Annotated in this window: 14 protein-coding genes; all 14 read right to left on the reverse strand. The window is 40.0% G+C overall.

Going from position 1 to position 16348, the window contains the following annotated elements; all coding sequences use genetic code 11:
* Positions 1-42: 42 nt before the first annotated feature.
* On the reverse strand, positions 43-402 hold the full coding sequence (gene rbfA, locus FD44_RS07580; protein WP_010619722.1) for a 30S ribosome-binding factor RbfA: 360 nt from the start codon (positions 400-402) through the stop codon (positions 43-45).
* Between the two features lie 19 nt (positions 403-421).
* The gene (gene infB, locus FD44_RS07585; protein ID WP_010619721.1) at positions 422-2971 is read right to left on the reverse strand and encodes a translation initiation factor IF-2; all 2550 of its coding nucleotides are present in this window, start codon (positions 2969-2971) and stop codon (positions 422-424) included.
* A gap of 17 nt (positions 2972-2988) precedes the next feature.
* A complete protein-coding gene (locus FD44_RS07590) occupies positions 2989-3291 on the reverse strand; it encodes a L7Ae/L30e/S12e/Gadd45 family ribosomal protein (protein WP_010619720.1) in 303 nt (100 codons plus the stop codon).
* Complete coding sequence (rnpM, locus tag FD44_RS07595) at positions 3281-3580, reverse strand: RNase P modulator RnpM (RefSeq protein WP_010619719.1); 300 nt, start codon at positions 3578-3580, stop codon at positions 3281-3283. The genes FD44_RS07590 and rnpM overlap by 11 nt, the downstream gene beginning before the upstream one ends.
* A gap of 27 nt (positions 3581-3607) precedes the next feature.
* Complete coding sequence (gene nusA, locus FD44_RS07600) at positions 3608-4747, reverse strand: transcription termination factor NusA (protein ID WP_010619718.1); 1140 nt, start codon at positions 4745-4747, stop codon at positions 3608-3610.
* A gap of 18 nt (positions 4748-4765) precedes the next feature.
* Positions 4766-5239: a ribosome maturation factor RimP gene (gene rimP, locus FD44_RS07605; protein ID WP_029327532.1), complete on the reverse strand. Its 474-nt coding sequence runs from the start codon at positions 5237-5239 to the stop codon at positions 4766-4768.
* Between the two features lie 122 nt (positions 5240-5361).
* Positions 5362-9690: a PolC-type DNA polymerase III gene (locus FD44_RS07610; protein WP_010619716.1), complete on the reverse strand. Its 4329-nt coding sequence runs from the start codon at positions 9688-9690 to the stop codon at positions 5362-5364.
* 72 nt (positions 9691-9762) lie between these two features.
* Positions 9763-11469 (reverse strand): proline--tRNA ligase, encoded by a 1707-nt coding sequence (locus tag FD44_RS07615; protein ID WP_010619715.1) that lies wholly within the window; start codon positions 11467-11469, stop codon positions 9763-9765.
* Positions 11470-11502: 33 nt separating this feature from the next.
* On the reverse strand, positions 11503-12777 hold the full coding sequence (gene rseP, locus FD44_RS07620) for an RIP metalloprotease RseP (protein WP_010619714.1): 1275 nt from the start codon (positions 12775-12777) through the stop codon (positions 11503-11505).
* Positions 12778-12855: 78 nt separating this feature from the next.
* Positions 12856-13644 carry a phosphatidate cytidylyltransferase gene (locus FD44_RS07625; protein WP_010619713.1) on the reverse strand — a complete coding sequence of 263 codons (789 nt, stop codon included), beginning with the start codon at positions 13642-13644 and terminating at the stop codon, positions 12856-12858.
* Between the two features lie 12 nt (positions 13645-13656).
* Positions 13657-14427: an isoprenyl transferase gene (locus FD44_RS07630; protein ID WP_010619712.1), complete on the reverse strand. Its 771-nt coding sequence runs from the start codon at positions 14425-14427 to the stop codon at positions 13657-13659.
* A 63-nt stretch (positions 14428-14490) separates the two neighbouring features.
* Positions 14491-14913 carry a hypothetical protein gene (locus FD44_RS07635; protein ID WP_010619711.1) on the reverse strand — a complete coding sequence of 141 codons (423 nt, stop codon included), beginning with the start codon at positions 14911-14913 and terminating at the stop codon, positions 14491-14493.
* 24 nt (positions 14914-14937) lie between these two features.
* On the reverse strand, positions 14938-15495 hold the full coding sequence (gene frr, locus FD44_RS07640) for a ribosome recycling factor (RefSeq protein ID WP_010619710.1): 558 nt from the start codon (positions 15493-15495) through the stop codon (positions 14938-14940).
* Between the two features lies 1 nt (position 15496).
* Positions 15497-16219, reverse strand: a complete 723-nt coding sequence (gene pyrH / locus FD44_RS07645; protein WP_010619709.1) for a UMP kinase — start codon at positions 16217-16219, stop codon at positions 15497-15499.
* Positions 16220-16348 lie beyond the last annotated feature (129 nt).

Raw genomic sequence — 16348 nt, forward strand, 5'->3', positions numbered from 1 at the left:
TCAACAGGATTTGACAAAGAGCCTTTTGAGGATGCTTCAAAATTATAATTTAGGATCATCACGATGAAGCTTATTGAGCAATTCATCGATATGACTTCCGTACTGAACAGATTCATCACGTTCAAACTTAAGCTCCGGTGATTTAAAAATGTTCAACCGGGAACTTAATTCACTTCGAATTAAGCCCGTTGCTTTATCTAAGCCTTCCGCCGTTTTTTCAGCAGAAGATGCCTTGTCAGAAAGAATACTGTAGTAAATGGTTGCCTGTTGTAAATCTCCAGTAACGTCTACCCCAGTAATTGTCACACCTTCTACCCGCGGATCACGAACCCGTTTGAGTAAGATATCAGTAACTTCTTTTTGAATTTCTTGAGTTAGTCGACCTAATCGGTAATGTGCCATTTTTATTCACCTTCAATCACTATTCGATTGGAACTTCTTTCATAACATAAGCTTCAACAACGTCTCCAACCTTGATGTCGTTAAAGTTTTCGATTGTTAACCCAAGTTCATGTCCCTGTTTAACTTCCTTGACATCATCCTTGAATCGTTTGAGACTTCCAAGGTTTCCTTCATAGACAACAACACCATCTCGGATCAAACGAACATCACTGTCACTTGAAACGCGACCATCTGTTACCATTCCACCAGCAATCGTCCCAATCTTAGAAGCCTTAAAGATTTCACGAACTTCAATCTCACCAATGACCTCTTCTACATAAGTTGGTTCCAATTTACCCTTCATTGCATGCTCAATTTCATCAATTGCGTTGTAAATAACTCGATGTAATCGAATATCAACCTGATCTTGATCAGCTTGCAATTTTGCTTGAGGGGTTGGTCGAACGTTGAAACCAATAATGATTGCATTACTTGCTTCTGCCAAAGTTACGTCACTTTCGTTGATGGCTCCAACAGCAGTATGAATGATGTTAACCCGAACGCCTTCGACTTCAATCTTGTTCAAACTTCCAGCAAGTGCTTCTACTGAACCTTGAACGTCCGCCTTAATAATAACGTCAACTTCCTTCATTTCCCCCTCTTTCATTGTATCAAAGAGGTTATCAAGGGTAACTCGGTTTGTGGCGCTTCGTTCCTTCATTAAGGATTGTTTAGCACGTTCCTCACCAGCTGAACGAGCGGTCTTCTCATCATCAAAGACGACGAATCGATCACCAGCATCAGGAACATCATTTAAACCAGTAATCACAACTGGTGTTGATGGAGTGGCCTTCTTAATTGCCTTGTGATGCTCATTTGTCATGGTTCTAACTCGACCGAATGTGCTCCCAACAACAATTGGATCACCCACATGCATTGTTCCTTGTTGAACCAAGAGGGTGGCAACTGAACCACGTCCTTGATCAAGTTCTGCTTCAATGACTGAGCCAGCAGCATGTTGTTCAGGATTTGCTTTCAATTCCATCACTTCAGCTTGCAACAAAATCATGTCTAACAAGTCGTCAATGTTCGTCCCAAATTTGGCTGAGATTTGAACAAAGATCGTATCGCCACCCCAGTCTTCTGGAATTAAGCCATACTCGGTTAATTGCTCGATAACATGGTTAGGATTTGCACCTGGCTTATCAATCTTGTTAACAGCCACGATAATTGGTGTCTTAGCTGCTTTAGCATGGTTAATTGCTTCGATAGTTTGAGGCATTACCCCATCATCAGCGGCAACAACTAGAACAGTAATATCAGTGATGTCTGCTCCTCGAGCTCTCATTTCAGTAAAGGCAGCATGCCCTGGTGTATCAAGGAAGGTAATTGTTTTACCATTATGCTTAAGTTGATAAGCACCGATAGCTTGGGTAATCCCACCAGCTTCGCCTTCTGTAATGTGAGAGTGACGCAAGTGATCAAGAAGCGTTGTTTTACCATGATCAACGTGACCCATGATTGTTACAACTGGAGGTCGGTTTTCAAGATTTTCAGTATTGTTTGATTCTTCTTCGAAGAACTTATCAATATCTGATACATCTACTTCAACCTTTTCTTCTGCATTAATTCCGTAATCTGCTGCCAAAATCTCAATTGTATCTTTATCAAGAGATTGGTTTTGGTTAACCATGACGCCCAACATGAATAACTTCTTTACAATTTCTGCTGGTTCACGATGCAAGAACTTACCTAATTCTTGAGCGTTCATGCCCACCTGATAATTTAACACTTCAGGAAGCGCCTTATCCTTACGCTCTGGCGCAATCTTAGGCTTGTTAACATCCTTAATTCGTTGATTCTTTTTACTGTACTTATTTACGAAATTATTATTTCGACGTCGATTATTCTTATTGTTACGATTATTTCGACGATTTCCGCTATTATTATTGCTACTGTTGCTACCACTATTCAAGCTGCCGCCAAAACGTCCTGATCCACTATTTCTGTTGGCATTTGAACTACGCGTATTGTTACTTGAATTACGGGTATTTGAGGTACTGTGGTTATTATTCGAGTTACTATTTGTTGAATTTCGGTTTTGATTATTTGAGCTTGGGCGTTGACCCTGGTGTTGATTATTCGAACTGTGATTAACAGGTCGATTCTGGCTTGAAGAATGTTGGTTAGAATGTTGGTTAGTTGTGTTTGGGCGACTCCCATTGCTACTTGAATGGGTTGTGTGATTCTGATTAGCATTCGTTGAACGATGACTATTATCAGTCGAAGTGCTTGGTCGATTGGTAGCGTGACTTTGTTGCGCTGGTCTGCTAGTCGTTGATGTCGTTTTATGTGCTGGAGTTGCACTTGACGATGAAGTAGCAGGCTTAGTCGTCGTTGCCTTCGTATTATTTTGTGCAGTCGCTTTAGTATTTGATTTCAAACTGTCTCGAATTTGACGTTCTTCATTTTCACCTAGTGTTGACATATGATTCTTAGCTGAAAATCCTTTTTCATTTGCCATATCGAGCAATTTTTTACTGGAAATATTAAGTTCTTTTGCTAATTCGTAAATTCGCTTTTTTCCCATAACTTCACTCTCCTCTTTTATTTCGATAGTTCTAATAACCTTTTTGTAAAATTCTGATCATTGACGGCAACAACCGTCCGTTCAACTCCAATAGCCATCGTTAATTGACTTTTATCATAGTCGTCAATAATTGGAATTCGGTAAAAATTTGATTTATCGTTTATTTTTTTTGCAGATGCCGCACCTGTATCCGAACCCAGGATAACTAACTGAACGGCGTTTTTCTTAATTGCCTTTAAAACTAGGTCCTCTCCAAGAACTAGTTTACCAGCTCGCTTAGCAATTCCAAGAAAATTTAAAAACGAATCATTATTTTTCATCGCTAAACAATTCTTTTCTAGCCTGTTGATGATCAACATACTCAATTAATTCATCATAAAAACTATCACGAATACTAACTTCAAACACCTTGTCAAAGGTTCGCTTCTGCTTAGCTTGTTTTGCAACTTCGACGTTCAAAGAAACATAGGCACCGCGACCAGATTTTTTACCGGTAGGGTCAAGAGAAACCTGTCCCTCTTTATCCCTAACAACTCGGACTAATTCACGTTTGGGTGCCATTTCACCAGTTACAATGTCTTTTCGTAAAGGCACTTTTCTTTGTTTCATATTCAGGCCTCCTTAATACTAACTAACTTATTCTTGGTCATCAGATGCTGCTGTATCGTCTTCAGCACTTTCATTATCTTCTGGTGTAGGCTCTTCGCTAGCTTCACTAGTCTGTCTATCAGAAAATAGGCCTTCTGCTTCAGTCTCTGATTTAATGTCAATCTTAAATCCAGTCAATTTAGCTGCTAAACGTGCATTTTGTCCGCGTTTACCAATTGCTAAAGAAAGTTGATAGTCTGGCACGATAACGGTGCAAGCCCGCTCATTATTCTCATCAAATATGACATCGACTACCTCAGCAGGATTCAGCGCATTGGCAATGAATTTGGCTTGATCGTCAGTCCACTCGACAATGTCCATATTTTCGCCACCAAGTTCATTAACAATTGTTTGAACTCGTTGGCCTTTGGGTCCCACACTGGTACCAACAGCATCAATATCTGAACTATTTGACCGAACTGCAACCTTTGCTCTATCACCCGCTTCACGCGCAATAGAAACAATTTCAACTGTTCCATCATAAATTTCAGGTACTTCTTCTTCAAACAATCGTTTTAGAAGTCCTGGAGCGGTCCGGCTAACAAATACTTGAGGTCCTTTGGCAGCATTATCAACTTCCGTAACAAATACCTTGATTCGATCATGCATGCGGTAGGTTTCGTTTGGCATCTGATCTTGGCTACTCATGACGGCTTCGACATTACCTAAATTAACATAGACAAAGCGATGGTCCTGACGCTCCACTTCACCAGTAATGACTTCGTTTTCGTATTGGCTGTATTGATCAAAAATAATTGATCGTTCAGCTTCACGAACCCGTTGCATAATGACTTGTTTTGCCGTTTGAGCGGCAATTCGGCCAAAGTTTTTGGGCGTTACTTCAAACTTGATGTCATCTCCAAGCTCGTAGCCACGGTTAATACCCGTTGCTTCTTCTAGACTTACTTCGAGTCGGGGATCAACTACCTCTTCAGCAACCTTTTTAACGGCAAATACGTGAATATCGCCCTTCTTCTGGTCAAATTCTACTGCAACGTTTTGTGCTTGGTTGTAATTTCGTTTATAAGCTGATGCCAACGCTGCTTCGAGTGCGTCAATAACAACTTCCTTTTTGATGCCCTTTTCTTGTTCAAGAGAAGTTAATGCACCTAATAATTCTTTACTCATTGATATCTTTCTCCTCTTTTAAAATTTAATAGCTAATCGCGCTTTTGCTATCTTTTCTCTGGGAATGACCAAATTACTGATACGCCCTTTTTGATTAATTTTCAGCGTTAATTCTGCATCCGATACTGAAAGCAAGTAGCCTTCAAATACTTTTTCACCCTTAATTTGTTGATAGAGCGAAACGTGGACATACTTATTAATCGAATTTTGGTAATCTTTTTCCTTTAATAAAGGTCGCTCAGCTCCTGGCGAAGAAATCTCCAGAAAATAAGCTTGTGGAATTGGATCTGGATCCATGGCATCAAGCTTTTCACTTAATTCATCACTCACCATAGCGCATTCCTCAATCGTAATTCCACCAGGCTTATCAATATAAACTCTTAAATACCAGCCATCACCTTCCTTAACGAATTCAACGTTAACAAGTTCAAACTGATGCGCGTCCACAATTGGACTTACAATCTGTGTAACTGTTTCAACGACACTACTCACACTCATGCCTCCACTTACTATTTTTTGCAATAAAAAGAGCGAGCATTCCTGCTCACTCCCTCCGAATTTTATTTAATACCATTATATTACCACAACCAATGACAATGTTCAATTCTAAGTCCTTACATATCGAATAAATTCAGCTGATTTTCGTCTGGCAAATCAGTAAGTACCCCATTATTAGTCATGAACTCAATCAAGGTTTTCGAAACCTTGCCTCGCTTAGCTAAATCTTCCTTGGAAATAAACGGCCTATCCTCGCGGGCTGCAACAATTTGCTTTGCCACGTTTGAGCCAAGACCTGGAGCAGAATCAAATGGTGCAATAAGTGTGCTTCCATCGATTATCCATTCAGAAGCGTCAGAACGGTTAATATCAATCATCTTAAAATCGAAACCGCGCTCCAGCATTTCATTAGCTAATTCCAGCACTGTTAGCAAATTTTTATCTTTGGTTGATGCGTCCATTCCTTGGTCTGTGATTTCTTTCATCTTCGCTTTAACTGATTCCTTACCACGTGACATTGCAACAACATCAAAATCCTCTGCTCTAACAGAAAAGTAAGCCGCGTAGTAGATAATCGGAAAGTAGACCTTAAAGTAGGCAACTCTTAGCGCCATTAAAATATACGCCGCCGCATGAGCCCTTGGGAACATGTACTTAATCTTTAAACAAGAATCAATGTACCAGTCTGGCACATCAGCTTCCTTCATCTTCGCTTGCCATTCATCTGGAATACCACGGCCTTTACGAACGTACTCCATAATTTGAAACGCAATTTCGGACTCCATTCCCCAATGAATCAAGTCGGTCATGATGTTATCCCGACAACCAATAACGTTAGCGATTGTTGCCGTTCCATTTTTAATAAGCTCTTCCGCGTTACCCAACCACACATCCGTCCCATGAGATAATCCAGAAATTTGTAGCAATTCTGAATAATTTTTTGGATGCGTTGCTTCTAACATTCCTCGAACAAACCGCGTTCCAAACTCTGGAACTCCTAACGTTCCAGTCTTGGAATTGATTTGCTCTGGTGTTACGCCAATTGAGTCAGTACCTGAAAATAGTGCCATAACGCCAGGATCATCCATCGGAATCGATTTTGGATCAATTCCGGACAAATCTTGGAGCATTCTGATCATTCTTGGATCATCATGACCCAGAATATCAATTTTCAGAATATTATCATGAATAGAATGGAAATCAAAGTGAGTCGTTTGCCATGCCGCATTTTGATCGTCTGCTGGATACTGAATTGGTGTGAAATCATAGATATCCATATAATCTGGGACAACAATAATTCCAGCTGGATGTTGTCCGGTCGTCCTTTTAACACCTGTCGCACCCTTTGCCAAACGGTCAATTTCAGCGTTTCTAAACGTCTGCTCTGTATCTCTTTCATACGCTTTGACGTATCCATAAGCTGTTTTGTCGGCAACCGTTCCAATCGTCCCAGCTCGATACACATTTTTTTCACCGAATAATACTTTCGTGTAATTATGGGCAATCGGCTGGTAGTCACCAGAGAAGTTCAAATCAATATCGGGGACCTTATTCCCAGTGAATCCCAAAAAGGTTTCAAATGGAATGTCATGGCCATCCCCGATCATGTACGTTCCACAATCCGGGCACTTCTTTCTTGGTAAATCATAACCTGAACTATATTCTCCATTTGTGTAGAAATGGGAGTATTGACAGTTTGGACAGCGATAATGGGGTGGCAATGGATTAACCTCAGTAATTCCCGTTAACGTGGCAACTAAACTAGAACCAACTGACCCACGAGAACCTACTAAGTAACCATCCTTATTACTCTTTGCAACAAGTCGTTGGGCAATTAAATAGATCACCGAGAAACCATTTCCGATAATACTCTTTAATTCCTTATCGAGTCGATCTTGGACAATTTGCGGCAATTCTTCTCCATAAAATGCATGAGCAGTCCGCATCGTCCGCTGTTCAATCTCATCTTCAGCGCCTTCCATTTTTGGCGTATATAACTTGTCCTTCAAAGGATGAACGTCGTCAATGAAATCGGCAATTTTATTTGTATTCGTCACGACGATTTGCTTTGCAGTATCCTCACCTAAAAAGGCAAAATCTTCAAGCATTTCATCGGTCGTTCTAAAGTGCACGTCCGGTAACTCCTGACGATTTAGCGGATTAGCGCCACCTTGAGAATGAATCAGAATTTTTCGATAGATAGCATCCTCGGGGTTCAAATAGTGAACGTCGCCAGTTGCAACGACCGGCACATCTAGTTCTTTACCCAATTTTACGATGTTGCTTATAATTTCTTCCAAATGCTTTTTGTTTTGAATTAGGCCACTATCAATTAGAGGTTGGTAAGCTGCATGTGGCTGCACTTCAAGATAATCATAGTACTTGGCAACCCTTAACGCCTCATCCCAACCCTTCTGCATCATTGCTGTAAATACTTCGCCAGAATCACAAGCAGACCCTATAATGAGACCGTCTCGCAGGCGAGTCAATTGACTTCGCGGAATTCTGGGAACGCGATAATAATACGAAACATTTGATAATGAAATTAATTTAAATAAATTCTTAAGCCCAGCCTGCGTTTTTGCCAGAATAATGGCGTGTGATGGCCGTGCATGCTTGTAGGCATCGTTTTCACTCATATGATCGTTTAGTTGATCATGGTACTGAATTCCATAACGATCCTCGGCGTCCGTCAGGAATAAGAAGTTTAAGTGTCCTGTTGACTCAGCATCATAGATTGCTCGGTGATGATGCTCCAGCGAAACTTTAAATCGTTTGGCCAGGGTATTTAGTCGGTAGCTCTTTAAGTCTGGGTATAAGAAACGAGCAAGCGTCAATGTATCAATGATTGGATTTTGGATTTCTGGTAAGTCATGACGACGATAGCCCGTATTCATAAATCCAACATCAAAGGTAACATTATGACCAACAATGATGGCATCCCCGCAGAACTCCTGGAAAAGTTTAAAGACATCGGCTTCAGATTTTGATCCTCTAACCATGTCGTCCGTAATGCTCGTCAAATTAGTCGTCAAATCGGATAAATGAAAGCCAGGGTCAATAAACTCTTCAAATTGATCAACCACATTTTTATTCTTCATTTTGACGGCTGAAAGTTCAATCACCTTGTCATAAATAGCAGATAGCCCAGTTGTTTCAACGTCAAATACAACATAAGTCGCATCCTTTAACGGAATATGCGCATCGTTGTAACCAATTGGAACCCCATCATCTACTAAATTAGCTTCAACGCCATAAATCATCTTAATATCATTTGCAGATGCGGCCCGAAATGCCTCAGGAAATCCTTGAACGCCAGCATGATCCGTAATTGCAATGGCAGATTGTCCCCAAGCTTTTGCTTGATTCACATAGTCGGTAATGTTATTCGTTGCGTCCATTTGACTCATTGTTGTGTGCAAATGCAACTCAACTCGTTTTTCGTTTTCTGGCGCAGTGTCCTGACGATCCTCATGCTTAATTTGATTAATATCAAACGCATTTAAGGTAAGTTCACGCATGAAGTTATCTTCCTGAACGCTACCCCGAGCTTTAACCCAGTCTCCCTCATCAAAGTCTGCAAACAAGGCTTCATCTGATTCATCTCTAGAAAACTTCTTAGCAACGATAGAGGAAGAATAATCAGTAATCTTCAATGTTAAAAGTTGGCGACCAGATCTCAGGACTCTGACTTCTTTCGCAAAAATGTACCCCTGAATGACAACTGATCGTTCTTCATCTTGAATATCAATTAACTGGGTAATTTCTTCAGAATCTTTTATCTTGCGACCAATCTGGCCCAATCCTGTGTGTGAACTAGCCCCATTAGATTTACTCCGTTTTTGGTTAGCTTGTTCAATCGCAATAGCAGCTTTTTTAGCTAGCTCAGAATCCTTTTTTTCTTTTTGTTGTTTAAATTCCTGAATTTTAGCTTGAGAAGCAGTTTCATCAACCATCGTATGAATTGAAAATTTCGGGAATCCAACTTCAACATACTTCGATTCGATAGGTCCAAGCGCTTGTCCAGTCAAGAAATTTTTCACGATTTCATTTTCAGCTAAGAGAATAACACGAGAATCTTGAAGAGAAGGCACCTGGTGATTACAAAGTTCCTGCGTCATTGATGAAGAAATACCACTGTTATTCACAATCCATTCCCAATAATCACCTAATAATTGATTAGAAAGTTCTGAACTGGCCGCAGTAATCGAGTACTCAACTTTAGCAATTGGCTGAAACTGTATGTGAAGTTGATTTTGTAAAGTCAAAAAAGCTGTAAAAGGTAAAATTTGGTCGAACTTAAAATAAAAATGCCAGACTTTCGATTGCTCGTGAACTTCCAGTTTTTCAATCTCGGCGTTTTTAAAATAATCTTTGTTAATTTCATCCTTTAAATCAAGTTGTTCAAGGAGTTTTATAAATAATTCATGATGATCAAGTGCCAACTTGCTTCCCCCTTATTAAATAATCTTCTGTATACAGAAGGAACCTGGGAACGATTCCCAGGTTCCTGTCTATTAGTCAGCCTTAAGCAAAATACCTATTGTATCCGCAAGTTCAGCAGTTTTAACTTCTAACGTTTCACCTGTTTTACGAATTTTTATTTCAACGATTCCTTCAGCAGCTTTTTTACCTACTGTAATTCTAATTGGGATCCCAATTAGGTCGGAATCAGCAAACTTAACGCCTGCACGTTCCTTACGATCATCAATCAATGTTCGGTAATGAGCCACAGATAATTGGTCGTTAATATCGTTTGCAACTGTCATCTGTTCTTCATTTTTGGCATTAACTGGAATGATGTGTAAATCAAATGGTGCAACGTCTCTAGGCCAGACCAGACCATTTTCATCTGCATTTTGTTCAGCAATTGCTGAAAGCAGACGGCTGACACCAATTCCATATGAGCCCATGATAACTGGCACATTTCGACCATTTTCATCAAGAACATCGGCCTTTAAAGCATCTGAATAGCGAGTACCCAGCTTGAAAATATGACCAATTTCAATACCACGGGTAAATTTCAAAACTCCAGAACCATCAGGCGAAACATCGCCCTCTTGAACTTCACGAAGGTCTGCATAATCATCAACCCTAAAATCTCGTTGTGGATTTACATTTATATAATGGAACCCATTTTCATTTGCGCCAACACCTACGTTGACCAAGTCTTTTACATATAAATCAGCAACAATTTTGACATCTTCGGAAACGCCGACTGGTCCAAGTGAACCAAATGAGGCGTTTACGTACTCCTGAGCTTGCCCGTCAGTTGCCATTTCTAAGACATCAGCAGACAAGAAGTTTTTGACTTTAACTTCATTAACCTCATGATCACCGCGAACTAAAACCATTACTGGTTTCCCATCAGCGATAAACAGGAGCGTTTTGATTAATTGACTGGTCTCTAACTCTAAAAACTTAGCCGCTTCATCAATCGTTTTAACTCCAGGAGTTTCAACTTTTTCCATATCTTTTATTGAAGCGTGAGACTTACTTGGGACGTATAGGCTTGTTGCCATCTCTAAATTAGCAGCATAGTCGGAGGCATCAGAATACACAATTGTATCTTCACCCACTGGTGCAATCGCAGAGAATTCTTTTGAGTCCTTACCGCCCATTGCACCGGCATCACCAATAATTGTCCTGTAATTTAGACCAATTCTGTCAAAAATATTGATGTAAGCTTTTTCCATCTGATTAAAAATAGAATCAAGATCTTCATAGTTCGTCGTAAAAGAATAAGCATCCTTCATGATAAATTCACGTCCGCGAAGTAACCCATATCGTGGACGATCTTCATCACGATACTTTGGCTGAATTTGGAACAAAACAAGCGGTAACCGTTTGTATGACTTAATAGAGTCCCGAATTAAGGTCGTGAAAGTTTCCTCATGAGTGGGTCCAAGAATGAAATCTGTATCATGACGATTCTTAAACTTAAATAGTGTATCGCCATAAGTATCATAACGCCCAGAATCCTTCCAAAGTGAAGCAGGAAGTACTGCAGGTGCTAACATTTCGACTGCATCAATCTTTTCCATTTCCTCGCGAATGATTGCTTCAATGTTAGATAAAACTCTAAATGCTAATGGAAGGTATGCATACATTCCGGCAGTTACCTGACGGATATATCCCCCTCGTAGCATCATTTTATGACTAATTGCTTCAGCATCACTCGGAACCTCTTTCAAGGTTGGAATAAGCATTTTTGACTGTTTCATATTTAATATTCCCCTCTGTAACTTCAAAAATCTTTATTTTATAAAATACCGCTCTATATCATTCCAAGTTACTAACACCATTAATAAAAGTAAAAACGCAACCCCTACCAGGGTAATTGCCGTTTCGACATTTTGTGAAAGTGGTTTTCTTCGAATACCTTCAATAAAGTTCAATAATATTTTACCACCATCTAAGGCAGGTATTGGTAATAAATTTACAATTCCAAGGTTTAATGATAGAAATGCCAAGAAATATAGAACACCAGATAGGCCACCTTGAGTTGCTTGCGAGGTCGTGGCAAATATAGCCACCGGCCCACCAAGATCATTTAAACTAAAGTGCCCTGAGACCATGTTCCAAAGTGCCCCAAATAAGGCCACCGCCATGCTCCAAGTTTGTGTGAATCCAGAAATAAGAATACTCCCTATATCCGTCTTCATATATCTAGTAATTCCAATTACGCCGACCGTATTCCCTGATTCAGTTTCCTTCTTTGGCGTTAGCTGAATTGCTTGGCGTTTGCCATCGCGAGAAATCGTCAAATCAGTTTTCTTGCCACCTTGTTTTTGAATTTCAGCAGCCAGTTTACTCCAGGTTTTTGTGCTTTTACCGTTAACTGCAACAATCTTATCACCAGATTTTATTCCTGCATCTCTGGCAATTGGTGTTGCATCATTAACCTTTACCTGGTTTCCATTGGAGGGAACTCCCCCCAGAGCAAACGAAAACATTGTAAAAACAATGATTGCCAAAATAAAATTATTCATTGGTCCTGCAAAGTTAGTCATTAATCGATGACCAAGCGTCGCTGATTGGAATTGAACATCCTTAGGTGCAATTTGGACTTCAGTACCATCGGATTCAATAATTGTTGCATCATGATCAACGTTGTATCGCTTCAGTTCATCCTCGTTGCCGTTTTCAAATCCTTCAATCCAAAGCGCTTCCTCAAGATCAGTTGCAGATACTTCCAGTGGAATCCCATTAAACAATGTAGATTTCTTACTAGCATTAATACGTTCAACCTTGCCTGATTTTCCAACGTAAAGGCTAACGGGAGTCCCAGGCTTTAACTCATCGCCCTCGTCCTCTTCGCTTCCAGCCATTCGAACGTATCCACCCAGTGGTAATAAACGAATCGTGTAAGTCGTTCCATTTGCTCGGTGATTAAACAGCTTTGGTCCCATTCCAACAGAGAATTCTCGAACCAGAATACCCGACCTTTTTGCAAAGTAAAAATGGCCAAATTCGTGCACAATGACCAAAATACCAAAAACAATAATAAAAGTTATGATGGTTGTTATCACTAGTATTTAACCTTCCAATTCTAAATGTATTTTCTACAGGATACATGAGCTCATTCCGACACGCAAATTAACTGTTTACTAGATTAACGCAAATAGGTGCATCAGCGGTAGAACTAATAGTAAACTATCAAATCTATCTAAGATTCCACCATGCCCTGGTAAAATTTTTCCAGAATCTTTAACGCCATAGAAACGCTTAAGCGCTGATTCAATAAGATCACCGAATTGGCCTACTATTGATAATCCAATGCTAATGAAAATCATTGTAATTAAGCTATAGGTTCCCTGGGGAAAAATAGCACAGTAGATGGCAGCCACTATAACAGCAACCACCGTTCCACCAACTGACCCTTCCCATGTTTTATTTGGACTAATATGGGGTGCTAATTTATGGGAACCAAACTTTTTCCCAATCATGTAGGCACCGCTATCGGTAATCCAAACAATTAATAATGCATAGAATAAGGTGGAAAGGCCAACCTCTCTGGCCGCAATAAAGTAATGAAACCCAGTTCCAATATAAAATAGGCCAAGCGTTAGAACCGCTGCGTCGTCAAAGGTAAATCGATTCTTTGAGATGACTGTTCTAAGCAATAATAGAGCAACCATTAAGTAAACAATATAGATAACCGATAATTGAGCCGGAAACTTATCCGTCCATTTATCAGGAGAAATTAAAAACAGGATTGCGATTCCTGAAATCAAGGCCTCCGCAGAAACCAATAATTTTTTACGCATGATTAGTAGTTCTGAAAGAGCAACTAACCCCAGTACAAGTGCAGCTATATCAATCCAAATATTTCCAGCAACTATAATTGGAATAAAAATGATTAATGCGATAACTGCTGTAATAACCCGTTGCTTCAAAAAATGACCCCCTTAATTAGTTTCCTTTAGTCCGCCAAACCGTCGCTGGCGTCCCTGGAAAGTATGAATAACCTCTTTGAGTGTGTCTGCTGTAAAGTCTGGCCAATGAGTTTGAACGAAGACCAACTCACTATAGGCAACTTGCCAAAGTAAAAAGTTTGATAATCGTTCTTCACCTGAAGTTCGGACAAGGACGTCCGGGTTTTCAAATGGCGCCAATGAATGCGTCATTAAGTTTTCGCTAATGGTGTCTGGCGTAACTTCCTCTGGCTCAAGGTTCCCCATTTTCACCTGGTTCGCGATCGACTTAACCGCAGTAGTTATCTCAGCTTGACTCCCATAATTAAGGGCAAAGTTAAGAACCATACCAGTGCAGTCTTTCGTGTCTTCGATTGCCTGATTTACGGCTTTTTGAGTTCCCTCAGGTAATTCTTCAATATATCCCATAACGTTAACTCTCACATTATTTTTAATTAAATCTGGCACAAACGTATTAAAAAAGCTGACTGGTAATTTCATAATATAATTAACTTCGGCCTTGGGACGTTTCCAATTTTCAGTTGAAAACGCATAGAGGGTTAAGACCTTTACGCCAAGGTCACTAGCAGCTTTTGTGATTGTTTTTACCGTATTCATACCTTGCTTATGACCTGCCACCCTTGGAAGATGTCGCTTTTGCGCCCATCGTCCGTTGCCATCCATGATAATTGCAATATGGTTAGGAATATGATCCAAATCAACTTCAATATTCTGATTATCTACCTTTTTATCTGTAGAAGACACGTGTCACCCCTCCAATTAAAAACGGGATTGGAATATGTCCAATCCCATCTACCTAATTTTATTCTACTGAATTAGACGCCATTCACCGCGATTTGCTTCTACTAAAGTGTTGAAGTACTGGAGAACGTTATTTGCATCCTCTGGACTCTTTTCACCTAGCATATTCAATCCAACACCAGTAGGAAGTGCCTCTGAAAAATCAGTAATTTCGTTGTTATTTTCGATTGTAGCGTGAGCAAAGGCAACAATCCAATCCTCACCGATTAGCTTTATCACTAAAAAGAATAAATTAAAGTCATCCGTGATGTAGACCGGTTGAGTATAAACGCCTTCCTGAATTTCATGGAGTTCATTACCGTTGTAATTCAAAACTGAAAGATTCTCAGCATTCACACCCTGGCTAAGTTTGAAAACCATCTTTTCAAATTCCGGAGAGCCTGGTGTAATTTCTTCATTCGTTTCATCATGACCATTATTTTCAGACATTCTCTGCTCCCTCTGACTAGGTATCTAGCCGTTCATGATTTCTTTTTCTTTATCAGCTGCAATTTTTTCCATATCTTTTGCTGAAGAATCAGTTATTTTTTGAACCTGATCTTCGAGACTATGCAATTCATCATCAGTGATATCGTTTTTCTTATGTGACTTCTTCAACTTATCCATTGCTTCACGACGGACGTTTCTCAAAGCGACTTTACCTTGTTCAGTCGTTGCCTTCACTTGCTTAGCTAATTCTTTACGACGTTCTTCAGTCAATTGAGGAATGACAAGCCGAATAGTATCACCATCATTTGCAGGTGTAATACCAAGATCAGATTCTTGGATTCCCTTTTCAATATCCTGTAACGCAGTCTTATCAAATGGTGTCACCATAATAACTCTTGGTTCTGGAATGGTAATTGACGCAACCTGGTTAATTGGTGTTTCAGTTCCGTAATAGCTAACTGTTACTCGGCTTAACAAACTGGCATTCGCACGTCCTGCTCGAATAGTACCAAACTCACGTGTCAGTGCCTCTTCAGCCTTTTTCATTTTACTTTTTGCTTCATCAAGAATTTCATTTGCCATATTATTTTCCCCTTACGGTTGTACCGATATTTTCGCCCTCAACAACTTTTTTGATGTTTCCGGGTTTGTTTAAATTGAACACAACTAACGGAATATCATTATCCATGGAAAGTGTGCTAGCAGTAGAGTCCATTACTTTCAGGCCTTTATTGATGATATCCATTTGAGTCAACGTATCATATTTCTTTGCAGATGGATTGACCTTAGGATCCGCAGAGTAAATCCCATCAACGCCATTTTTCGCCATTAAGATTGCATCTGCGCTAATTTCTGCAGCTCGCAATGCAGCGGTTGTATCTGTTGAGAAATAAGGACTTCCCGTTCCTCCAGCGAAGATCACAACCCGATTTTTTTCGAGATGTCGAATTGCCTTTCGACGAATATAAGGTTCCGCAATGGACCGCATTTCAATTGACGTTTGCACTCTTGTAGGAACCCCGAGAGATTCTAAATTATCTTGCAGAGCCAAAGCGTTCATGATGGTTGCTAACATGCCAATGTAATCAGCTTGAGCCCGTTCCATGCCCATTTGTGCGCCAGATTCACCACGCCACATGTTTCCTCCGCCAACAACAATTGCAATTTGTAAGCCGAGATTATAAACATCTTTAACTTCTTGAGCAACTTCTTTAATAACTGGTGGATGAATGCCAAAGCCTTGGTCTCCAGCAAGAGCTTCACCGCTTAATTTTAATATAATCCGTTTGTATTTAAGATCCGACATCGTGATCCTCCTATCAATTTCAAACTCAATTTTATCATAATCTAGTGCTAGTAAACAGTGTTAGCGCACGCAGATTCGCTTAATTTACCTAAAACTTCAAAAAAAGATGGCTCTATACTTTTTCCTGTT

Origin of the sequence: Secundilactobacillus malefermentans DSM 5705 = KCTC 3548 (genome assembly GCF_001436395.1) — a bacterium.
Lineage (GTDB): Bacteria > Bacillota > Bacilli > Lactobacillales > Lactobacillaceae > Secundilactobacillus > Secundilactobacillus malefermentans.

Bases quoted from the DNA above. Each gene is read 5' to 3' on its own strand.
- rbfA (WP_010619722.1), bottom strand. From the start codon at position 402: ATGGCACATTACCGATTAGGTCGACTAACTCAAGAAATTCAAAAAGAA.
- infB (WP_010619721.1), bottom strand. From the start codon at position 2,971: ATGGGAAAAAAGCGAATTTACGAATTAGCAAAAGAACTTAATATTTCC.
- FD44_RS07590 (WP_010619720.1), bottom strand. From the start codon at position 3,291: ATGAAAAATAATGATTCGTTTTTAAATTTTCTTGGAATTGCTAAGCGA.
- rnpM (WP_010619719.1), bottom strand. From the start codon at position 3,580: ATGAAACAAAGAAAAGTGCCTTTACGAAAAGACATTGTAACTGGTGAA.
- nusA (WP_010619718.1), bottom strand. From the start codon at position 4,747: ATGAGTAAAGAATTATTAGGTGCATTAACTTCTCTTGAACAAGAAAAG.
- FD44_RS07615 (WP_010619715.1), bottom strand. From the start codon at position 11,469: ATGAAACAGTCAAAAATGCTTATTCCAACCTTGAAAGAGGTTCCGAGT.
- FD44_RS07635 (WP_010619711.1), bottom strand. From the start codon at position 14,913: ATGTCTGAAAATAATGGTCATGATGAAACGAATGAAGAAATTACACCA.
- frr (WP_010619710.1), bottom strand. From the start codon at position 15,495: ATGGCAAATGAAATTCTTGATGAAGCAAAAAGTAAAATGAAAAAGGCT.
- pyrH (WP_010619709.1), bottom strand. From the start codon at position 16,219: ATGTCGGATCTTAAATACAAACGGATTATATTAAAATTAAGCGGTGAA.